This is a genomic window from Bacteroides faecis MAJ27 (genome assembly GCF_900106755.1).
Taxonomy (GTDB): Bacteria; Bacteroidota; Bacteroidia; order Bacteroidales; family Bacteroidaceae; genus Bacteroides; species Bacteroides faecis.
On the sequence record NZ_FNNN01000001.1, the window covers coordinates 186664 to 209923 of the forward strand.

Below are 23260 nucleotides of genomic sequence, written 5' to 3' on the forward strand. Positions count from 1 at the left end.
TGCTTATTATTTCTTAGCTGAATCTGCCGGTGCGTCGATTTCGTCTTTTGCCTTATTGATTTCTTCTTTTGCCTCGTTCACGCCATCTTTAAAGCTCTTTACTCCTTTTCCTAATCCACGCATCAATTCGGGGATTTTCTTACCACCAAAAAGGAGAAGAATAACAAGAGCAATAATGATCCATTCAGAGCCACTAGGCAAAAAGCCTAATAATAATAAGTTTGTCATATGTTTATTTATTATAGAGGTTTATTAGTTGGTGCAAAGATAATTATTTTAATGGATAATGGACAATGGATAATGGATAATTTGCTATGCAGATGATTGTGCAACTCGTTTTTTATTCATTATCCAATCCATTGTCCATTATCCATTAAAGAAAGTAGACTCGTTTTACCCGGTTCGAAATACTGGTCAGCACTTCGTAAGGAATAGTATCCAGTTTATCCGAAAGAGTGGTTATCGGCAGGTCATCACCAAAAATGATAGCCTTGTCGCCTTCTCTGCAATCGATATCTGTCACATCAATCATACAGACATCCATACAGATGTTTCCGACATAAGGGGCTTTCTTGCCATTCACCAGACAATAGGCATTGCCACGTCCCAGATGACGATTCAAGCCATCGGCGTAACCGATAGGAATAGCTGCAATGCGGGAAGGGCGTGCCAGATGCCCCATCCGGCTATAACCTACCGTATCTTCTTCGGGTACATCCCGAATCTGAAGGATTGTCGTTTTCAGCGTACTTACATTATTGATAATCGAATTGTCGATCGGGCTTACTCCATAAAGTCCTATTCCCAGGCGTACCATATCAAACTGTGCACCGGGGAAACGTTCAATACCGGCAGTATTGCAGATATGACGCAGAATCTTGTGCGAAAAGGCTTCCTGCAATTCCTGAGAACCTTTCTCGAACAGTTCAATCTGTTGACGGGTAAAGAAGTCGAACTGTGCCGAATCACTTCCCACAAAATGAGAGAACACCGACCGGGGAATAACTGCATTCTGACTTTTCAAACGGCGAATCAACAAGGGAATTTCATCAACGGAAAATCCTAGACGATGCATACCCGTATCCAGTTTCACATGAATCGGGAAGTTGGTTATTCCTTCTTTTTCCGCAGCTTTAATCAGCGCGTCGAGCAAATGGAAATTATATACTTCCGGTTCGAGTTTATAATCAAACATCGTTTTGAACGATGTCAGCTCCGGGTCCATGATGATAATAGAAGAGGTGATACCTGCTTTACGAAGTTCGGAACCTTCATCGGCGACAGCTACAGCAAGGTAGTCGACATGGTGCTCCTGCAACGTTTTGGCTATCTCGTATGAACCGGCTCCGTAAGCTGCAGCTTTCACCATACAGATTATTTTTGTCTCCGGATGACGGAGCATGGAACGATAATGATTCAAATTGGCAATCATCGCGCCTAAATTGACTTCCAGAATCGTTTCATGCACTTTCAGTTCCAGTTCTTCCGACACCAGATCAAAGTTAAACACACGGGAGCCTTTTATCAGGATAACTTCCGAATGCAGGGATTTGAAAAGACCTGATCTCAGCAATGCGTCCGTATCCGGAAAGAAATATCGTTCGGGCGTACCTTCAAAGCGGGCGGCACACGAAGAAATCTCCGCTCCTACACCAATCAGTTTGTTAATGCCCCGACTCTGAATCAGCTGTGCCACCCGACGGTAAAGCGTAGCTGTACTCTGTCCTGTCTCCAGAATATCCGATAAGATGAGTGTTCGTTTAAACCCTTTCTTCTCGGAACGGCGTACCAGAAAATCAAGCGCTATATCTAAGGAAGCCAGATCTGAATTGTAGCTGTCGTTGATCAGAACACAATTATTTTTACCTTCTTTTACTTCCAGACGCATGGCGATCGGTTCGAGCCGTGCCATTCGTTCGGTTATCTGGTCAGCAGGTGTCATCAGATAAAGACAAGCTGCCAGACAGTTCAACGCATTCTCGATGGAAGCATCGTCTATAAAAGGGATGCAGAAGATGTTATCCATATCCAGATAGCGGTAAGCGATCACCGTATGGTCTTCTTTTTTGGTCACTTTACTGATATAAAGCGGGCGTTCTATATCCTTGCAACTCCAGGCTATTTCGCGTGCTGTCAACATCGACTTTGCCACGCAATTACTGATCAGCTCGTTATCTCCATTATAGATCACTACATCACAATCTTTAAAGAGGGTGAGTTTCTCCATACATTTCTCTTGCAATGAAAAGAAATTCTCCTGATGGGCACCACCTATATTGGTCAGAATACCGATAGTCGGTTTAATCATCCGCTTCAATGCTCCCATCTCTCCCATTTCGGAGATGCCGGCTTCGAAGATACCCAGTTCGGCTTCTTCATTCAGTTGCCAGACAGACAAGGGAACACCGATCTGCGAGTTGTAACTACGGGGCGAACGGATAATGCAGCGGTCCGGGCTTAATAATTGATGCAACCACTCTTTCACAATGGTCTTTCCATTACTACCCGTGATGCCGATTACCGGAATCTTAAAATTCTCCCGATGGGCTTCGGCCAGTTTTTGCAAAGCCTTCAATGGATTCGCTACAATTAAAAAGTTAAGATCACCTTCCAATTTCCACTCTCCGCTCTCCATTCTTTTAAAGTCCTTTTCCGTCACCACAAAATTGCGCACTCCCCGGTCATACAGTTCGGGGATGTAACGTGCACCATTATTACGTTTGGTGGCCAGAGCAAAAAACAGGGTTTCTTCCGGAAAACTCAAAGAGCGGCTATCTGTAAGTAGCCAATCAATCGTCGCTTCGCACTCTCCTACACGGCGTGCACCGATATATTCGGCTATGGATTCAATCGTATATGACATAGTTCTTTTTCTTTTTGAAAGTCTAAGTACGGGTATTTTCCGTTAAGTCGTTCGATTTTTAACACTATTTGTCCTAAAAAGCGTTGATACGCTTCCGACTCCGGATGAAAAGGCTTGTGTGACAAGTCTCTGGATATATCTTCTACGGCAGTAATCAGCTGCTTTGTTTCAGCAGAAAAGAAGGTTTCCGAAAAACGTTCCCACAGATAACGGACAGTCATCGGTGACGGATGGAGCATATCATCGGCATAGAAACGATAATCACGGAGTTCATCCAACACAATCTCATAAGAAGGGAAATAGAATACATGTTCCGGAAACCGTTGTTGCAGGCGGTCGATTGCAAGCAACAGCGTCGATTTACTCAACTGGTTAGCATGCATCCCGTCTCGTATATGCCGGATAGGGCTAACCGTGAATAAGATCTTCAAGCCGGAGTTACGTGCAACGATACTGGTAATAAGCGAGGTATACTCGTTCACGATCTCATCGACTGAAAGAATCCGACGGTTGAAGTGACTTTCCGGCAGTTTATGACAATTAGAGACTACTTGCCTTGTTCCTTTCTGCTCGTACACGTAAGCAGTGCCGAAAGTCAGCATCAGCCAGTCGAGCTCATGAACAGAACGGTGAGCCTGCGACAGGCGAGCGTTTATCTTTTGAAGAACTCCCTCCGGAGATGACGCGGAAAATGAACCATGATGCATCGGACTATGCCAGCACTCCTTATACAGGAATAAATCTTTCTCCTGATATACCTTTCCCTTCAATATCTCCACTAAAGCGGCAGAGACAGACAGCGGATTATAGAGAATCCCGAAAGGATTCATGTCAACACGGAACTTATTTTCAGCCAACAGCGAGCCTATGTTTTCAGCAAAACAAGAACCCATCAGAAGAATCCGTTCTGAATGACTGATAAGCGGTGAACCCGTCGGCAGTTCTACCTTTGTTTGAAAATCCATATATTCTCCTTCTTTCGATTGTTTCTATAGAGCAAAAGTACGACAAAGATAAGATATTCCATTTTATCTTCAGCACACAAATAATGATATTCTCTACTCAAACATCCTAAAGCCACTTCGCTACGACGTCAGCCATTAATTGGAAAGTTACCTTCCATGCAAGGAAAAGAATCACTCGACTTAAGGGAAAAGTGTCTTCACCCGTTAGAAATCTATAAACGCAACTTGCAATTATAAAAACGAAGCTTGCGTTTATATAATCAAAACTTGCAATTACAAAAACAAAGCTTGCAATTAGACTTTGGAATGGGAGGAAAATAACTTATCTTCCTGCGAAGCAGAAGTTTGCTATAAAGGATAAACAAGTTAAGTCCACATACTTCATACGAACCAGCCGGTTTAAAAAGCTGTGAACGACGGGATTCCTTCCGGCAGCTTAGCTTTAACAATAAGAATTTAAGCAAAAAGAAAGGGCTTCCGCTTTCTTTTTCGTATTTTTGCACCAAATTTTCTCGAATCATGAAGAATGAACCGATATATAACTTGCTAAACTCAATCAATAGCCCTGATGATCTGCGCCGTCTGGAAGTAGACCAACTGCCGGAAGTATGCGATGAATTAAGGCAAGACATTATTAAAGAACTCTCCTGCAACCCGGGGCACTTCGCTGCCAGCCTCGGTACTGTGGAACTGACTGTAGCCCTGCACTACGTCTACAATACACCTTATGACCGTATTGTATGGGACGTAGGACATCAGGCATACGGCCACAAAATTCTCACAGGACGGCGTGAAGCATTTTCCACTAACCGGAAACTGGGAGGCATTCGTCCTTTCCCTTCTCCTGAAGAGAGCGAATACGATACCTTCACCTGCGGACACGCTTCTAATTCCATCTCTGCCGCCCTCGGCATGGCTGTTGCTGCTGCCAGAAAGGGAGACGACCAACGCCATGTGATAGCCATTATCGGAGATGGTTCGATGAGTGGAGGACTGGCTTTTGAGGGACTGAACAATTCTTCAACTACCCCGAACAACCTGCTTATCATACTGAATGATAATGATATGGCCATTGACCGTAGTGTCGGTGGAATGAAACAATACCTGTTCAACCTGACAACTTCGAACCGCTACAACCAACTGCGTTTCAAGGCTTCCCGCCTGCTTTTCAAGCTCGGTATCCTGAACGACGAACGCCGCAAAGCACTTATCCGTTTCGGCAATAGTCTGAAATCAATGGCTGCCCAGCAACAGAATATATTCGAAGGGATGAACATCCGCTACTTCGGTCCTATCGACGGACACGACATAAAGAACCTTTCACGAGTATTGCGCGACATTAAAGACTTGAAAGGTCCCAAAATACTGCATCTCCACACGATTAAAGGAAAAGGATTCGCCCCTGCCGAAAAACACGCTACTGAATGGCACGCTCCCGGCAAATTCGACCCTATCACCGGAGAACGTTTTGTGGCTAATACGGAAGGAATGCCTCCCCTGTTTCAAGACGTCTTCGGAAATACATTAGTGGAATTGGCAGAATCTAATCCGAAAATTGTAGGTGTAACACCCGCCATGCCTTCCGGTTGTTCGATGAACATTCTTATGTCTAAGATGCCCAAACGGGCTTTCGACGTAGGTATTGCCGAAGGTCACGCCGTCACTTTCTCCGGAGGAATGGCGAAGGATGGTTTGCTCCCCTTCTGCAACATCTATTCATCGTTTATGCAACGGGCTTATGACAATATTATCCATGATGTAGCTATTCAGAACCTTCCTGTAGTTCTCTGCCTCGACCGTGCGGGCCTGGTAGGAGAAGATGGTCCGACGCATCATGGTGCATTCGACATGGCTTATCTGCGCCCGATACCTAATCTGACCATCGCCTCCCCCATGGATGAGCATGAATTACGGCGACTGATGTACACGGCACAGCTGCCGGACAAAGGTCCGTTCGTACTCCGCTACCCACGTGGCCGCGGTGTGTTGGTCGACTGGAAATGCCCGCTCGAAGAAATTCCCGTAGGCAAAGGACGAAAATTGAAAGATGGAAAGGATGTGGCTGTCATCAGCATAGGTCCTATCGGAAATAAAGCAGCCAATGCCATCGCCCGTGCCGAAGCAGAATCAGGAAAAAGCATCGCCCACTATGACCTGAGATTCCTCAAACCACTGGATGAGGAACTGCTGCATGAAGCAGGCCGAAAATTCCGTCACATCGTCACCATAGAAGACGGAACGATTCAGGGAGGAATGGGAAGTGCCGTACTCGAATTTATGGCCGACCATGCATATACCCCGACCATCAAACGCATCGGAATTCCGGATAAATTCGTGCAACATGGTACGATACCCGAGCTATATCAGCTCTGCGGAATGGATGAAGACAGTATAACAAAGGAACTGCTGAAACAATGTGAGCTTCTGCCCAGCATGAGCAAAATAAAAGAATTAACGAACTGAAAATGAAGATAATTATCGCAGGTGCCGGCAATGTAGGCACCCATCTGGCTAAATTATTGTCACGAGAAAAACAGGACATTATCCTGATGGACGATGACGAAGAAAAACTAAGTGCTCTTAGCGCCAACTTCGATTTGCTGACAGTCACAGCTTCTCCTTCTTCCATCTCGGGACTGAAAGAGGTAGGTGTGAAAGAGGCGGATTTGTTCATCGCAGTCACTCCCAACGAAAGCCAGAATATGACTGCCTGTATGCTAGCCACGAATCTGGGAGCTAAAAAGACGGTCGCCCGCATCGACAATTACGAGTATCTTCTACCCAAAAACAAGGAATTTTTCCAAAAGCTGGGTGTACATTCGCTGATTTATCCGGAAATGCTGGCTGCCAAGGAAATCGTATCTTCCATGCGCATGAGCTGGGTACGTCAATGGTGGGAGTTCTGTGGAGGTGCCTTGATACTGATCGGTACCAAGATGCGCGAAAAAGCAGAAATATTGAATATTCCTCTTCATGAACTGGGTGCACCCGATATTCCCTACCACGTGGTAGCCATCAAACGAGGTACGGAAACCATCATTCCACGCGGAGATGATGTTATCAAACTACATGATATTGTTTATTTCACTACTACACGAAAATATATTCCTTATATCCGAAAAATAGCCGGTAAAGAGGACTATGCCGATGTACGCAACGTTATGATCATGGGCGGAAGCCGTATTGCTGTCCGTACCGCCCAGTACGTGCCGGATTATATGCAAGTGAAAATCGTAGATAATGATATCAACCGCTGCAACCGACTGACTGAATTATTGGACGATAAAACAATGATAATCAACGGGGATGGCCGGGACATGGACCTTCTCATCGAAGAAGGATTAAAGAATACCGAAGCATTTGTCGCTTTAACGGACAATTCGGAAACGAATATCCTCGCCTGCCTCGCCGCCAAACGAATGGGAGTGGAAAAGACGGTAGCGGAAGTAGAGAACATCGATTATATCGGCATGGCAGAAAGCCTTGATATCGGCACCGTCATCAATAAAAAGATGATTGCTGCCAGCCATATTTATCAGATGATGCTGGATGCCGATGTATCCAATGTGAAGTGTCTGACATTCGCCAATGCCGATGTAGCTGAGTTTACCGTGCCCGCCGGAGCAAAGATTACCAGAAATTTAATCAAGGACTTGGGATTGCCTAAAGGAACGACCATCGGAGGAATGATCCGTAATGGCGAAGGAGTGCTCGTAACGGGAGATACGCTGATTCGTCCCGGAGATCATGTTGTTGTATTCTGTCTGAGTATGATGATCAAGAAAATTGAAAAGTTCTTTAATTAGCAAGTATTAGGTGTTAAGTATCAGGTATTAAGTATTAGGTACTAACCGTAGCCGCTTATACTTGGCGCATAATACTTAATACCTAAAACAGACTGTTTATGATTAATTCGAAGATGATATATCGCATCATGGGGTTTCTGTTACTGATAGAAACAGCTATGTTAATGTGTTGTGGTGGCGTTTCACTATTCTATAAGGAAGACGACTTAAATAGTTTCCTGCTTTCATCAGCTATCACAGCCTTCGTAGGGGTGATTATGCTCGCTATCGGAAGAGGGGCTGAGAAATCACTCAACCGTCGCGACGGATATGTTATTGTCAGTGTAGCCTGGATCGCATTCTCTCTTTTTGGAATGTTGCCTTATTATATAGGTGGTTATATTCCAAATGTTACTGATGCCTTCTTCGAGACTATGTCCGGATTTAGCAGTACAGGTGCCACCATCATGAACAATATAGAATCAATGCCTCACGGCATCCTCTCCTGGCGGGCAATGACACAATGGATAGGTGGTTTGGGAATTGTGTTCTTTACGATTGCTGTTCTTCCGATTTTTGGTATGGGAGGTATCCAGGTATTTGCAGCCGAAGCCAGCGGTCCTACTCACGACAAAGTACACCCACGTATCGGAGTTACTGCCAAATGGATCTGGGGAATCTATGCCGGAATGACCGGAACACTGATTATCTTACTGGTATTTGGAGGGATGGGGCTTTTCGACAGCATCTGCCATGCTTTTACTACTACCAGTACTGGCGGATTCTCTACTAAACAAACAAGCATTGAATATTATCACTCGCCTTACATAGATTATGTGATATCTATTTTCATGTTTCTATCGGGAGTCAATTTCACTTTATTATTGTTGATGTTCAACGGAAAAATAAAGAAGTTCATTCATGATGCCGAACTGAAGTTCTATTTCATATCTGTTGCTTTTTTCACAATTTTCATTGCTGTCTGGCTTTATCAGACCAGTTCGATGGGAGCAGAAGAGGCATTCCGAAAGTCTCTGTTTCAAGTTATATCACTGCAGACTTCCACCGGTTTTGCTACTGCTGACTATATGCTCTGGCCTTCTATTCTTTGGGGCTGTCTTCTTATCGTTATGATAATAGGGGCTTGTGCAGGTAGTACGACAGGCGGTATCAAATGTATCCGCATGGTCATTCTCTTCAAGGTTGCCAAGAATGAGTTTAAACATATTCTGCACCCCAATGCTGTATTACCCGTACGAGTGAATAAACAGGTTATCTCCCCTTCTATCCAGTCCACCGTACTGGCTTTCACATTCTTATATGCAGTTATCGCTATTGTCAGCATACTTATTATGATGGGATTCGGAGTAGGATTCCTTGAATCAATCGGAACAGTCATATCAAGCATCGGTAACATGGGACCGGGACTCGGCACGTGTGGCCCAGCCTTCTCGTGGAGTGAATTGCCTGATGCAGCCAAATGGCTACTCTCCTTTCTGATGCTTCTCGGACGTCTGGAGCTATTTACGGTATTGCTGCTGTTCAGTTCCGACTTTTGGAAAAAGAATTAATTGAACATCATATATAAAAAAGGTGCCGACTATTAGCCGGCACCACAATACACCAATTCAAACCTTTACTAACTTATCTAAAGCCAATATTATATCTTTCTCAGAACAATCTTTCTTACTACTGGTTTGTTGATTTCGTAAATCTTGGAAACCAGAACATCCATCTCTTGTTCACGTGCATCACGAATCTCTTTAAACATCATCTTTGAATAAAGATCTCGACGTCCCTTCAACCACATGTTCTTCTCTACATTTTCATCCATCACTTCAATAGCCTTTCTGCCATTAGCAAACAATAAACCTTTTTGTTGGAAGAAACCAAACTGACACCACGCATATTCTCTAAATGTTCTTTCAAGTTCCCAACGGTACTCATTGAGGTGCATGATAGCTAATGCCTGCTGGTATTGTGGAGTTTTAGATTCTGCAGCCAAGTTTATACCCTTTGCCAAATCAGCAGCATCCCAGGTTCCTATTTCCTGATTGTCAATCAACAGTTTATATTGCCCCTTCAAACCGGTAACTTTCAGCAATTCTGTGTTCATTTCTTCCATAAAAGGAACTTCTTTTATAACTTCTGCCTGACTCTTCTTAGATCCCCAACCACGTGCAATAGTATCCAAAGGATAAGGCAATGCCTCTGCCAGATAATCAAAACTAATATCTTTGCCTATCTTCTTAATATTCGAGATGGTACAACCTTCTGCCTTCACTGCTTGTTTCTTATTCGCATTGATTTCCATGTTGGCCACATCTTTACCAGCAAAACCTTGTGCTTTCAGGAAAAGATAAGCCATCACCATATGACCGTCATTGTCCGGATGGATACGATCGTTACCACAAAGAGTAAAACTAGGATCTTTTTGTTGAAGTTCCTGATTTATAGCTACCATAGGTGCATTCCAATCTGTGAATTCCCAACCATTTCTTGCAGCAGATTCTCTTTGATATTCTATGATTCTCTTAATAGTCTCATTTTTTTTCTTAAAGACCGTATTGTCCTTTATTTGCGCAGTTTCGTCATAAGGAGAAGTTCCCGTCATTACAATACGAGTATGTGGCAACTCCTTGAAGCGTTTTTCCATCTGCTGGAAGTTTTTGATGCTTTCCTGATACTTCTGTTCACCAAATTCTTTCGCATTATCACCATTATATTCATAATAACCGGAATCATTCATACCGAAAGTTACCATCAATACAGTAGGATTTTTGCTAAAAATGTCGCCATCCAAACGTTTATTCATATCATACGCTGTATCACCTCCGATACCTCCATTGAATATGCGAATAGGCATATTCGGGAAACGGGTCATGTAATACAACCAGATAAATGAATGGTAACGACCACCATCCGTAATACTATTTCCTAAAAACACAGCTCTGTCACCTTCCTTAAAAGGTTTCACAGTCTGAGCAAACGCAGTAGTATACGCCATGCAAACTGCTGCAACTAATACTAAAAACTTTTTCATTTTATCAATCTATATTTTACAAATACTGTTAATCTACTATGAGGGATAATTTAATAGTATAAACTAAAAATTTTATCACCATCTACTTTCTTTTTATTTTAAATTCTTCATTTTAAAATAAGAAAACTCTGCCGGTACATCCTTATCTCCATAATGTAGTAATCCCGGACGCTGCACTCTATCCCAACGAATCAAGGATTTACCCTTGAAAGGGGTATTCTGCACAGATTGCCATGTTTTTCCATCCAGACTTTTATAAAAGTGGAATATACACCCCTGTTCAACTTCCAATTTCAAATATATCTCTTTACTTGCAAAAGCTGAATCATAAAGTACTGACTCAATATCGTCTTTCACCACTTTCAAAATAAGTTTATCTCCTTCAATTCCCCAAGCAATCAGGTTTTTATCATCGCCATACAAGGTCAATCCTTTCAGTCCTTTGCCTGTGTTTATTACTTTCGTCTCACAGCTATACTGTGGAGATTGAGGACGTAAACATAATGCTGTACCATATTTATTGTTATTCTTTGGAGTACCGGATAAAAATAACTTTCCTTTCTTTAGCACAGCGTGTATATCTGAATAAGGATAATTCCACGTCCAATCAACTTTCAATTGATTCCCCTTAAAATTATCTTCAAAATCCGAAAGAGGCTCTTGCTTTGTACCGACAAAAGGTACAGGCTGTTCAGCTATAGCCAAATTCCCAGTCTTGAAACGCACCCAATGATCATCCGTCATTTCCATTTCTTGCAAAATCGGTTGACGCCCGATAAAGAAACCATCTCCCTTCAAATAAGCGTGACACATATAAAACATACGACCATCAGATGTTCTCACCACAGTACCATGACCACATGATTTATAATCTCCTTCTCCGCCATGAAGAATGGGGTTTCCAGAATATTTTTCATAAGGTCCACCATAATTCCTTGCACGTGCTACATATACATCATAGTCACTAGAAGGACCACAACATCCATGGGCAGCGTATACTATATAATAGTAGTCGCCTTTTTTAAAATGGTACTGTCCTTCCATACCGATTCCCTTTTCATCTACTAAAAGAGTAAAAGGTTCACCATCCAAATGCAAACCATCAGCGGACAGTTTACATCCTAACAATTCTATCGGACGCGTATCCAAACCATAAGCTTTCCAACTGATATACAATTGCCCGTTATCATCATAAATAAATGCATCGATAGCTTCCTTTCCATACTCTACAATCGGACCATGATCGGTAAATTCATGTAAAGGAGAATCAGACGTAGCTACTCCAATATATGATATTCCAGTACTTTTTTGGCGGGCGGTATAATAACAATAAACTTTATTATTATGATAAAACAATTCTGGTGCCCAAAATGAATTAGAAGTCCAGGACGGTTGCTTGGTAAAAACATGCCCTACCTGTTTCCAGTTTACCAGATCCTTGGAGGTAAACATTGGATAAAAAGGTGCCCATTCCGAAGAGGTACCCGTAGCATAATATGTATCTTCAATCCGAATGACGGAAGGATCGGGTACATCTCCCCGAATAACAGGATTTGTGAAGTAGTTGTGTTCTTGTGCCACCATTTGCAATACAAAACAAATACCAAACAAAAAGAGTCCTATCTTTTTCATTGCATTTTATTTCTTAAAAGAATCATACACAGCAACTGCTACACGTGAATCTGCACAACCATAATATAAGTACCATTTCTGATTATGGAATACTAAACCTTCTATAAATACTGTTCCCGCGGGATATTGTCCGCTCTTCTCAAAATCTGATTCCGGAATATAGAATGGTTTATCCAATTGGTCAATCAATTTAGTCGGATCTTTAGCATCAAATAATGCTTGCCCGGCACAATAAGAATTAGCAGTATACAATGTATCCCCCTCTGCACCTGACTTATTCTTACCATTATAAAGCAATAAAATACCTTTATCAGTCATGATTGCAGGTGGACCACACTCTGTCAGGTCACTATCAAATTTACCTTCACGAGGAGTAATTACTTTCAGAAAGTCTCCTTTTTCATCAAGCATTGGTTCCCAATTAATCAAATCCGTGGAAGTAGCTACGTTTACAAATTTTTCTCCCCAATACATCCAATATTTTCCATCAATTTTAGCAATCACTTGTTTGCCATCTACCAATTTTGTGACAATAGAAGCAGATTTGGAAAATTCATCAAAAAAACGTCCGCCATATGCTTTTGCAAAAGCCGGACCATATTTTTCCCATATCTGAAGATCACGAGAAGTAGCTACGGCAAGACGGGCCTGCTTACGATTCCATTGTGTATAAAGCATTACATAAAGGCCATCCTCTGTCACAGCAACTCGCGGATCTTCACATCCCCCTGGCCATTCCAATTCTTTCTGGTTATCATCTGCCGGATAAAATACAGGAACAGTCATCCGGTTAAAATGCAAACCATCATCAGAATAAGCATACCCTAAGCGAGAAGTGCGTGAACCAATTCCTACCGCCGAATTATCTTCTGCCCGGTAAAGCACAACCACTTTACCATCATAAATTGTAGCAGCCGGATTAAAAGTATCACTAGATTCCCATGCTACCGAATCCTGCCTCATTGGGCAATAAAAAACAGTAGTGGTATCAGGAGAGACAATTGGGTTAATACCTTCCGGACGTTGAAAATCCGCCCATGCCCAATCGGGGAATTCGGATGTTTGCTTCTTCTCTCCACAGGAAGTAATCACTGCTGCAACCATCAGTAAATAAGCTATATGTTGAAATTTTCTTTTCATGATTGTTCTTTATAATAATTCATTAATTAAGGAAAAGATGGTGGAACGACCTTTGCTCCCCACTTCATGTCCGGTTTACCCGAAGTACTGTATTCGATAGTAGCTCCGCTGTTGAGCTGGTCCCAGTCTATCCATGTACTTTCATATGATTTTCCGTTTAGTTTCATGGATTTGATATAGATGTCCTTTTCTGAACCTCCCTTTATCACAATATCACCTTTTTTCAAATGTACCTTGACAGATGAAAAGATTGGAGTATTTACCGTAAATCCCCCCACACCCGGAATTTCCGGATAAAGCCCGATACAGGCAAACACATACCAAGCACCCATTGTGCCTAAATCGTCATTTCCCGGGAGACCATCTATCTTACTTGAATATTGCTCATTCAACACACGATTAATGATTTCCTGTGTTTTGTATGGACGACCAATCCAATTATATATCCAAGGTATGTGGAAACTCGGCTCATTACCGGAAGCAAACCATGCATCGTTATATCCGGCATCCAGGCGCGTAAAGAATTCATCCAACCGTTTCTCGGCTTTTTCCTTACCACCTATTATTTCTACCAGACCAGCAATATCATAAGGTACCATCCAAAAATAATTTTTATAAGTAGATTCACGGAAATCTTCACCAAGAGATTTCCACGATCCGTCCGGATTACGTGATTGTAGCCAACCTGTGTCCGGATTATACAAATTCTTCCATGAACGGGCAAAATGGAAATAACGCCAACTGGCAAATTCATCTCCCACTGCATGCAATGCAAACTGTCCGATAGCAAAATCTGCTGAGGTATACTCCAATTGAATAGATGCATTATAATAACCCTTATCCAAATATTGCTTCAATCCCGGGCGAGTCTCCACATCTTGCGACTTAGAACCCGGTTCCTCCGCTCCTTTTCTCATAATCTTAAAGATAGGTTTCGGATCATAATTACGAGCTCCGAAAGCATAGGCATTAGCAATCAGAATAGGAGTCGGATCTCCCTGCATTACCCCTGTTTCAATATTAGCCATCACCCAACGAGGAAAAGAGCCACCGGACTGTTCTGCAAACAATTGATGGGAAACAACAATATCGGAAGCTACCTCCGGATCAAGCATGGATAATAATTGAATTTGTGTACGATACGTATCCCAATTACTAAAAGAAGTATAGTGTTTAGAACGTGACTTATGCACTCTGAAATCCGCTCCCATATATTCCCCATTCACATCGCTACAAACATTCGGGTGAATGAAAGAACGATATAAATGTGTATAGAATTGGGTCGTACGATCGGGATTGGTGCCCTCCACTTCAATCATACCCAAATAATGATTCCATTTTGCCTCCGCCTGATTCTGTATCTTTTGGAAATCCCATTCTGCATTTTCGGCTTTCAAATTTTCACGTGCATTTTCTACTGAAACATAAGAAACTCCAATCTTATATTGAATATTCTTCTTTTTGTTTACATCAAAAGTAAAGTATACACCAGAATACTCACCTTCTGCAAAAGTTGTATTTGGCATCAATTCTTCTCTCTTCCATGTACCGGTTTCAAAAGCATCAGTATCAAACTCTGCTACAAAATAGACTTTATACGGAGTACGGAGCCCACAGAAATTTCCTCCTTCTGCATAACCTTCACACTTATTCGGGGCAGTAATAACAATTGCCGCTTGTTCAATAGGAGTTGCAGAAATACCTCCACCAATGATTATTGTACCATACTGTTGATCTGCCGGATATTCATAACTAGCCATCCCCGTTCGCTCGGTCACTGTCAGTTTTGCCTTGATATCCTCTTGCACCATAGCCTCATAATAACCGGCATGTCCTTTTTCTTCAGATACATTTATACGATAGTTGAGGATGTTATCAGGTGACATTTTCAGTTTTCCCTTCACAGGGAAAGTGGGAAAATTTCCCATATGTTCACAACCACCACCACTCAACTGATTGATAACGAATCCCGACCTTTTGGAAAAATAAGATGGAGTAAATTGTACCATCCCATAAGGATAAGTTGCTCCCGGATAAAGATATCCGGAAGTCAGTCCGGTACCTTTTGTTCCAATCAACGTATTGACTTGATGGACATAGTCACCAGCCACAGCTTGTGTTGTAACCATTCCTTCTAAAACAAGAGAGAATAATAAAATAAATAAGAATTTATGTTTCATTCCGGATGTTCTTTTAGTAGAGTCTATTTCGAATAAGAAACAGGAATACCACTAATAGTACCCTGTTTCGCTATTCGGATAAAATCGATCGTATTATTGAACTTTATTCTTTGATTCTTTATTCTTTAGACAAAGAGAAAGGCGCAGCATACTTCGAAGTACATCTTTCTTTATTAGGCTGGCTTCCCATTTCAAATTTCAAGACTCCTCCTTCTGCTATATCATCATAATGGATATAGTTTTTATCTAAAAGTCTGCCATTCAAAGTAGCTGATTGTATATATAAATTTTCTTTACTATTTTCTGGTGCTTCAATCACAAACTTATTGCCATTTTCCATAGTTATGGTAGCCTTCTTAAATAATGGGCTGCCAATCACATATTCATCTGTACCCGGGCAAACAGCATATATACCCAATGAGCTCAGAATATACCATGAAGACATACCGCCTTGGTCTTCATCACCCGGATAACCTTTTTCTGTTGAATTATATAATCTCTCAACAATCTGACGTACCCAATATTGAGTTTTCCACGGCTGACCTGCATAGCAATACAAATAAGGCATGTGTTGAATCGGTTGATTTCCGTGTGCATATTGTCCCATATTAGCCAACTCCATTTCTTTCATTTCATGAATAACTCCACCATAAGTGCCCGGTTTAATTATGTTAGGAATAGTAAATACAGAATCTATTTTAGTAGTAAACTTTTCATCACTTCCAAACAAGTCAATCAAGCCTTGTACATCATGGAACACTGACCATGTATAATGCCATGCATTTCCTTCACAGAAAGGCCCCCCCCATTCCAGTGGATCGAATGGTTCCTGCCATTTACCATCAACACCCTTTCCACGCATAAATCCGATAGACTTATCAAAGACATTTTTATAGTTGTACATCTGACGGGCAAATACTTCTTGGTAATGTTTATTTCCAACCATTTTAGCAAGTTGATATCCGCAGAAATCATCATATGCATATTCCATAGTTTGTGCACTAGAACCCATTGATTCAGGATAAGGAACATATCCTAACTGGAAATATTCTTTCCAGAATCCACGTCCGTTAGCACCACCCCAAGGACCTTTATTCATTGCTTCATGCGCATAAGCCTTCAGTGCTTTTTCAGGATCAAAATCACGAATTCCTTTTGCCCATGCATCTGCCAGCAATGAAATAGAATGATTTCCTAACATTCCTCCTGTTTCACCCGGGGAAGACCATGAAGGCAACCAGCCGCATTGTTCCTGGGCTGCCAAAAGAGCATTCATATAACGTCCCTGCATTGTTGGATGCAAAATATTTGTCAAAGGGAATTGAGAACGGAATGTATCCCAAAATCCATTATCAGTATACATGTAACCATCATAAATTTTACCATTATATGGGCTATAATAATATGGTTCACCATTTTCTTTGCGTTCATAAAATTTGCGAGAGAATAAATTAGCACGGAAAAGACAAGAGTAGAAAGTCTTCATCTGTTCGTCCGTACATCCTTCAACTACAATTCTATTCAATACTTCATTCCAAGTCTTCTGACCGCGTGCTTTCGTTACTTCCAGATTCTTATCTTTACCGAGTTCTTTATTTAAAGTTATCAGAGCCTGCTCTGCACTTATGTATGAGGAAGCTGCTTTAGCCTGAACCTTCGAGCCTTTTTTAAATTTAATAAATGCACCATATCCTTTACCTGCTCCATCTAATTTCTGTGGAAACACTTCATCCTTTTGGTTTTCCCATACGCCGTAATCTTCGAAAGGTTTATCAAATTGAACAACAAAATAGTTACGGAATGATTTTGAATCGTTCACAAAACGTTGATTATTTACCCAACCGGAGATTTGTCTCTTAGCCGGATCAATTTTGATTTCACTCATATCCGTATATCCGTCAAGTACCAAATAAGCATCTCCCGTAGTAGGATAGGAAAAACGTAAATGTACACCACGGGTAGTCGGAGCCATTTCAGTAGTAATGCCATTATCGAATGTTACTTTATAATAATGAGGTTTAGCTATCTCATTATCGTGACTAAACTTGGTAGCACGAGCATCTTGATTTACAACCAGCTCCCCTACCATCGGCATGAAAGAATATACAGCATAATCACTCACCCAAGGACTACATTGATGTGATTGGCTAAAAGCACGAATCTTATCAACAGCATACATATACTTAAATCCATCCCCATTTTTACCTGTTTGCGCAGACCACATATGCATACCATAAGGCATACCTGTAGTAGGATAAGTATTACCGTAGCTCAAACCAAAATTAGAATCGGTACCTTGTAGCGTATTCACATACTGTACCAGATCTTTTAGCTGAGCATTCATCACAGTCGAATACAAAAAGAAGATAATTAAATAAACTAGTTTCTTCATGGTTTATTATTGAATATATTAATTAAATAAAGACTTACTATTTATTGACATAAGTAATACCTTTCCAATCATCAGTACGGAAAGGAGACATTGGCAGATCCGCACCGTTATACATATTGCATATCGGATAATCAGCCCATGCATAACGTACTGCAACCGGGAGGGTAACTTCAGATGAGGAAACAACAACTGTATTTCCTTCGATCACAGCATCTGCCCAATGAAATTTATGGTCTACACCAGCAATGGTAAATCCTTTCGGCATTTCGCCATTCGCCGTCTTCAGACCACCATCAATATGATCAAAGAAGATACGAATTTTATTTCCTTCAATCTTATAAGATTTATATATCGGACCGGAATAAGGAATCTTCTCGCCATAAGTCTGCGCCCGGGCCGCTAATGCCAAGCGTCTACCCACTTCTTGCTTGTTCTTCGGATGAATATCAAACTCCTCACCTATATCAATTGCCACAGCCATACCTGTATTTTGCAAATGTAAAGTCCGAGTTTGAGCTTCTCTCAATTCCGCCCAAGTAGATTCAACAGGAGCTGTTTGTTTCGCTGTAAAACTAGCTAACTGCACCATATAGAAAGGGAAATCATATCCCCAGCGATTTCTCCAATCAGTAATCATCAACGGCATTAAATCACGATACTGAAAAGCCTCTCCCGCATTTGATTCTCCCTGATACCAGATGACTCCTTTGATAGCATAGGGAATCAGTGGATTAAGCATAGCATTAAATAAGAAAGTAGGAGAATTTGGATTCCATGACATATCAACAGGCATTGGTGCAACCTCTCTCATATCTAAAGAAACCTGATATTTCCAATTACCAGCCAACTGGATAGCTTCTGCATCGGAAAGATGAAGTGAAATACTTTCAGGACTTCCATTGATACCACCAGTACCACCAGTATCCATTACACGTACAGCAATCACCGCTTTTCCCTTCTTCACAAGTTCTTTCGGAATCTTATAGCTTCTAGGTGCCATCCATCCTTCTGTATGTCCTATCTGTATACCATTGAAATAAGTAAAATCATTATCATCAATAACACCTAAATTCAAGATCAAGTCTTTTCCTGCCCAACCAGCCGGGATATCAATTGTTTTCCTAAACCAAACAAGCCCACTAAATCCTGGTAAATCTTGTTCTTGCATCAAACCTGGAACTTTCATAGATTTCCATGCCGCATCGTTAAAATCAGGAGCTGCCCATATAACCTCCCCATTAACACACCCCTTGTCAATTCTTTCAACTTCAGATTTCCAAGTCTCAACATCTTCTTCAAACTTTTTCTTGCGTCCTTCCTGAGATGCAGGCAAACCGACCAATGCTTCGAGTCTTTTCTTCATACTCGGTATAGTGGCTAACGCCTCGTTACTGGTCCATGTTTCTATGATTGTTCCTCCCCAAGATGTATCAACCAACCCGATTGGCACATTACGGTATTTATTTAAATCACGTCCAAAGAAGTAACCTGCTGCAGAAAAGTCCGCTACACTCTTTGATGTACACACTTGCCAACCATTCTCTTTTGCTGTAATATTCTCAACAGGTGTAGGACTCATCGCATTTTCTACCAGTAAGAAACGAATATTAGGATAATTATTTGCCTCTTCTTTCTCCTGTTCATAGTTCTTCACCTTGCCCCAACCTTCTACCTGCATTTCCATGTTGGATTGTCCGGAACATATCCAGACTTCACCAATCATTACATTAGAAAGTTTCACCTTTTTACCATCAGAAATTGTAATATTATAAGGGCCACCCGCTACTGGGGTAGCAACTTTCGTACTCCATTTTCCTTGTTCATCAGCTTGAATAGTATATTTCTTCTGATCCCATGAAGTCGTAATTTCTACTTTCTTATTAGGCTTAGACTCGCCCCAGATAGGGGCTTGCGTTTGTTGCTGCAACACCATATTATCCGAAAATATCGGAAGCAATTTCACTTGTGCAGAGAGTGTAGCACTCCCTAATAGAAAGAATAGAGAGATTGCAAGATTCTTATTCATATTAACTACTTTTTTATAGTATACAATGTTTCAATTTATTTTATGACGAACAAATATACAATAACCACTAAACTTACTCCTTAAAAAAGTAAAAGAGAATAATGTTTTTATAGCAAACATTATTCTCTTTTTATCTAAGCTCTACTTATTTACTAGAAGCCCAACTGAACTCCAAAGTTTATAACACGCTGATTCATATAAGCATCACCTGCTGTATTGGTCTTAATTTCAGGGTCTTGCTGATATTTATCATAACCGGTAAAAGTCAGTAAGTTATAAGCATTTACATAAAAACGGACATTGTCTAAGAACTTAGGTAATGCTGTCTTGGGAAGTTGATAACCCAAGTCAACAGTCTTCAAACGAATATACCATGCATTAATCAGCCAAAAATCCGAATTATAAGCAGAAGCACTGTTTATTGTACCATCTTGCATTGTCAAACGTGGGAACTCAATACTTTCTCCATTTTCATAACGTTCCTGTGTCCAACGCTTTTGGTGAAGTGGCTGGAACTGACTCTTACCAGACTCAATCCCTGTTCCATTGATAGCAAAACTATAATCAAACGATCCTTGGAATAATACACTGATACTAAACCCTTTCCAACTTCCTCCAATCGTCCACCCCAATGTTGTAGTAGGTAAGTTCGGTTTACCAATAGCACGTTTATCAAAATCATTGATAGTACCATCACCATTCAAATCTGCATACTTTAAGTCACCTGCCTGCACAGCAATATCAGGTTTAGCCGGAGCGTCCGCAGCACCAGAATTAATCTTTTCAATATCTTCCGGTGTATAATAGCCAATCCAATGATAACCAAAAGGCTGCCCAATCTGTCTACCCGTTTCTCTCAACCATTCATATTTCTGTTGAGCCTCAGCTTTATAATCGACTCGATTTTTAGCATAACCAAATACAAAATTGGTATTAAAGTTGAAGTTACCAAAACGGTCTTGATAACCAATCTGTCCATCAAAACCTTTATTGGTAGTTTCTGCTACATTTTCAGGAGACAAGCCGATACCTAATATGTCCGGAATATCATTTCTAGTAACTAGCTGATCATAACGTTTATCTATAAACCAGTCGAAAGTCAAGGAGAATTTATCAAACAAATTCATATCTACACCAACATTAAACTTTCTCGCTTTCTCCCACGTTACATTTAAATTTCCTAAATCACCTTCTTTAATGCCACTAACACCAAAGTTGTTACCTTCACCAAAAGCATAAGAATCACCTGTTTTATATACCTGCCGATACAGATAACGATCGCCGCTTGCTACATCTGACCCTACAAGACCATAAGAAGTTCTAAACTTCAATAACTGCACATTCCTTCCCAACCAGTCTACATTCTTGAAAAAGTCTTCTTGAGAGATAGCATAACCTATAGCCAATGCTGGAAAGAATCCGAAATTGTTATCTTTACCAAAACGATCGGTCCCATTATATGCCATGTTCAAATCTACCAAATATTTATTTTTATATTTATAGCCTAGCTGCATCGTATAACCTTCGAAATTATTGGGAACAGCTGCATCCTTTTCATTTGTTGTACTCTGACGATTGTACAAAAACATAACATTTACATCATGTGCATTATTGAAAACATGGGCATATTTCAAAGATGCTTTGATATTCAAATCTTTGATAGCTTTATCTGTACTGTTATATACAAAATACTGCTCATAATCATAGACTCCATTCGGATTGATATTATACAAACCTGTTGTAGAATCGTAATGATAAGTCGGATATCGTGTACGCATCACTGCACGATAATTTTCATCACTACTGGAATATGCCAATTGAAAATCAGCTGCAAGCCCTGGCGTTACGAAGTCCATCTTCCATGTTGCACCATACAAAATATTATTATCATTACGTCTAGTACGTTTATATCCTTCATTTGCCAACCGTGCGTTCAATGTCGGTTTTCTATCTTGCGTATCATATAAATAAGCAAATGAACCATCCGGATTCAAAAGTGGAGCCGAATAAGGGTGCATCTTAGAGAAATCATAAAGCTCACCTGTTACATTCATATTGTACGGTTCATTGATATCCATGAAGCGCGAAGAAACATCTAAACGCATATTGAAGTTATCAGTCACATCAAAATCAAGATTAGTGCGATAGTTGAAACGACGATAGGAATAATTAGGATTCACACCATCACCAGAATTCCCCCCAAAGTCTTTTACCAAGCCATTCTGAGTAAAATATCCCGCAGAAACAAAATATCTCAATTTCTTAGAACCACCTGAGACATCAACATTTATGTTCTCCTGAAATGCCATTTTCTTAAAAATCTCATCATACCAATTGACATCAGGATGCCCATAAGGATCAGTATGATCTCTGAAAGCGATCATATCGTCTTCAGTATACGGGAAATCAGACAAAGTACCATCATTCGTATGTGCTTCCTTTACTAATTGTAAAGATTCGTAAGCGTTCAGAAATTTAGGCGTACGAACTGGGGTTTGCATACCTGTTTCCAAACGTACATTAATTTTCGGTTTACCTTGCTCCCCACGACGTGTTTTTACTACTAATACACCATTAGCACCTTTGATACCATAGATGGCCGTAGTAGAAGCATCCTTCAATATTGATATACTTTCAATTTCGTTGACATTAATTTGAGACAACTGTTCATAAGTATACTGCATGTCATCCACCATAATCAACGGTTTGTTACCATCATTATTCAAAGAACTGACACCGCGGATAAAGAAGTCGGAAGCATCTTTACCAGGTTGCCCAGACTGTTGCTGACTAAAAAAACCCGGCAGCTTTCCTGTCAAAGCATTCTGTACACTACTAGTTGGAACATTACGAATCTCACGTGCCTGTATTCCACTAACTGCACCTGTCAACGTTATACGCTTAGCCTTACCATAACCAACGACAACGACTTCATCCAAATTTGTTTGATCAGGAGCCAATTCTACATTCAGCATTTGCTGACTATTTACTTTAATGCTTTGTTTCTTAAAACCGATATAAGAAAACTCCAATACAGCACCTTTGTTTACATTTAATTGGAAATTACCGTCAATATCGGTAATTGTACCCACTGTTGTACCTTGTATTTTTACATTTACCCCCGGCAACAACTCACCGTCGGCTGAAGAGACAATTCCCTTCAAAACGAACGATTGACCGAACGCCGACATAAAAAGGCTTATACATACTAATATTAATAATAGTCTTTTCATA

Annotated in this window: 13 protein-coding genes; 3 read left to right on the forward strand and 10 right to left on the reverse strand. The window is 40.9% G+C overall.

Annotated features, from left to right (window positions below; genetic code table 11):
• Positions 1-6: 6 nt before the first annotated feature.
• The 3 genes from BLW31_RS00530 to BLW31_RS00540 form a co-directional block, all read right to left on the reverse strand.
• Positions 7-228, reverse strand: coding sequence for a Sec-independent protein translocase subunit TatA/TatB (locus tag BLW31_RS00530; protein WP_008760985.1), 222 nt, complete (start codon positions 226-228; stop codon positions 7-9).
• 145 nt (positions 229-373) lie between these two features.
• On the reverse strand, positions 374-2863 hold the full coding sequence (locus BLW31_RS00535) for a bifunctional UDP-N-acetylmuramoyl-tripeptide:D-alanyl-D-alanine ligase/alanine racemase (protein ID WP_010536690.1): 2490 nt from the start codon (positions 2861-2863) through the stop codon (positions 374-376).
• Positions 2839-3828 carry a GSCFA domain-containing protein gene (locus BLW31_RS00540; RefSeq protein ID WP_010536689.1) on the reverse strand — a complete coding sequence of 330 codons (990 nt, stop codon included), beginning with the start codon at positions 3826-3828 and terminating at the stop codon, positions 2839-2841. The genes BLW31_RS00535 and BLW31_RS00540 overlap by 25 nt, the downstream gene beginning before the upstream one ends.
• Before the next feature lie 519 nt (positions 3829-4347).
• On the opposite strand from BLW31_RS00540, the gene dxs reads away from it, so the two are divergent.
• From dxs to BLW31_RS00555, 3 genes are all read left to right on the forward strand, one after another.
• Positions 4348-6291, forward strand: coding sequence for a 1-deoxy-D-xylulose-5-phosphate synthase (dxs, locus tag BLW31_RS00545; protein ID WP_010536688.1), 1944 nt, complete (start codon positions 4348-4350; stop codon positions 6289-6291).
• A gap of 2 nt (positions 6292-6293) precedes the next feature.
• Positions 6294-7634: a Trk system potassium transporter TrkA gene (trkA, locus tag BLW31_RS00550; protein ID WP_010536687.1), complete on the forward strand. Its 1341-nt coding sequence runs from the start codon at positions 6294-6296 to the stop codon at positions 7632-7634.
• 98 nt (positions 7635-7732) lie between these two features.
• On the forward strand, positions 7733-9184 hold the full coding sequence (locus BLW31_RS00555; RefSeq protein WP_010536686.1) for a TrkH family potassium uptake protein: 1452 nt from the start codon (positions 7733-7735) through the stop codon (positions 9182-9184).
• Between the two features lie 89 nt (positions 9185-9273).
• Here the strand turns inward: BLW31_RS00555 and BLW31_RS00560 are convergent, their stop codons facing one another.
• The 7 genes from BLW31_RS00560 to BLW31_RS00590 all read right to left on the reverse strand — a co-directional run bounded on the left by BLW31_RS00560 (position 9274) and on the right by BLW31_RS00590 (position 23259).
• Positions 9274-10656, reverse strand: coding sequence for an SGNH/GDSL hydrolase family protein (locus tag BLW31_RS00560; RefSeq protein ID WP_010536685.1), 1383 nt, complete (start codon positions 10654-10656; stop codon positions 9274-9276).
• Positions 10657-10749: 93 nt separating this feature from the next.
• On the reverse strand, positions 10750-12288 hold the full coding sequence (locus BLW31_RS00565) for a family 43 glycosylhydrolase (RefSeq protein ID WP_010536684.1): 1539 nt from the start codon (positions 12286-12288) through the stop codon (positions 10750-10752).
• Positions 12289-12294: 6 nt separating this feature from the next.
• Complete coding sequence (locus BLW31_RS00570) at positions 12295-13428, reverse strand: beta-1,2-mannosidase (RefSeq protein ID WP_010536683.1); 1134 nt, start codon at positions 13426-13428, stop codon at positions 12295-12297.
• Between the two features lie 26 nt (positions 13429-13454).
• The gene (locus tag BLW31_RS00575) at positions 13455-15608 is read right to left on the reverse strand and encodes a GH92 family glycosyl hydrolase (protein ID WP_010536682.1); all 2154 of its coding nucleotides are present in this window, start codon (positions 15606-15608) and stop codon (positions 13455-13457) included.
• 118 nt (positions 15609-15726) lie between these two features.
• Positions 15727-18000: a GH92 family glycosyl hydrolase gene (locus tag BLW31_RS00580; RefSeq protein WP_008764319.1), complete on the reverse strand. Its 2274-nt coding sequence runs from the start codon at positions 17998-18000 to the stop codon at positions 15727-15729.
• 37 nt (positions 18001-18037) lie between these two features.
• Positions 18038-20026, reverse strand: coding sequence for a sialate O-acetylesterase (locus BLW31_RS00585; RefSeq protein WP_010536681.1), 1989 nt, complete (start codon positions 20024-20026; stop codon positions 18038-18040).
• A gap of 152 nt (positions 20027-20178) precedes the next feature.
• Positions 20179-23259 (reverse strand): SusC/RagA family TonB-linked outer membrane protein, encoded by a 3081-nt coding sequence (locus tag BLW31_RS00590; RefSeq protein ID WP_029425302.1) that lies wholly within the window; start codon positions 23257-23259, stop codon positions 20179-20181.
• Position 23260: the final 1 nt, after the last annotated feature.

Bases quoted from the DNA above. Each gene is read 5' to 3' on its own strand.
- BLW31_RS00530 (WP_008760985.1), bottom strand. From the start codon at position 228: ATGACAAACTTATTATTATTAGGCTTTTTGCCTAGTGGCTCTGAATGG.
- BLW31_RS00535 (WP_010536690.1), bottom strand. From the start codon at position 2,863: ATGTCATATACGATTGAATCCATAGCCGAATATATCGGTGCACGCCGT.
- BLW31_RS00540 (WP_010536689.1), bottom strand. From the start codon at position 3,828: ATGGATTTTCAAACAAAGGTAGAACTGCCGACGGGTTCACCGCTTATC.
- dxs (WP_010536688.1), top strand. From the start codon at position 4,348: ATGAAGAATGAACCGATATATAACTTGCTAAACTCAATCAATAGCCCT.
- trkA (WP_010536687.1), top strand. From the start codon at position 6,294: ATGAAGATAATTATCGCAGGTGCCGGCAATGTAGGCACCCATCTGGCT.
- BLW31_RS00555 (WP_010536686.1), top strand. From the start codon at position 7,733: ATGATTAATTCGAAGATGATATATCGCATCATGGGGTTTCTGTTACTG.
- BLW31_RS00560 (WP_010536685.1), bottom strand. From the start codon at position 10,656: ATGAAAAAGTTTTTAGTATTAGTTGCAGCAGTTTGCATGGCGTATACT.
- BLW31_RS00565 (WP_010536684.1), bottom strand. From the start codon at position 12,288: ATGAAAAAGATAGGACTCTTTTTGTTTGGTATTTGTTTTGTATTGCAA.
- BLW31_RS00570 (WP_010536683.1), bottom strand. From the start codon at position 13,428: ATGAAAAGAAAATTTCAACATATAGCTTATTTACTGATGGTTGCAGCA.
- BLW31_RS00575 (WP_010536682.1), bottom strand. From the start codon at position 15,608: ATGAAACATAAATTCTTATTTATTTTATTATTCTCTCTTGTTTTAGAA.
- BLW31_RS00580 (WP_008764319.1), bottom strand. From the start codon at position 18,000: ATGAAGAAACTAGTTTATTTAATTATCTTCTTTTTGTATTCGACTGTG.
- BLW31_RS00585 (WP_010536681.1), bottom strand. From the start codon at position 20,026: ATGAATAAGAATCTTGCAATCTCTCTATTCTTTCTATTAGGGAGTGCT.
- BLW31_RS00590 (WP_029425302.1), bottom strand. From the start codon at position 23,259: ATGAAAAGACTATTATTAATATTAGTATGTATAAGCCTTTTTATGTCG.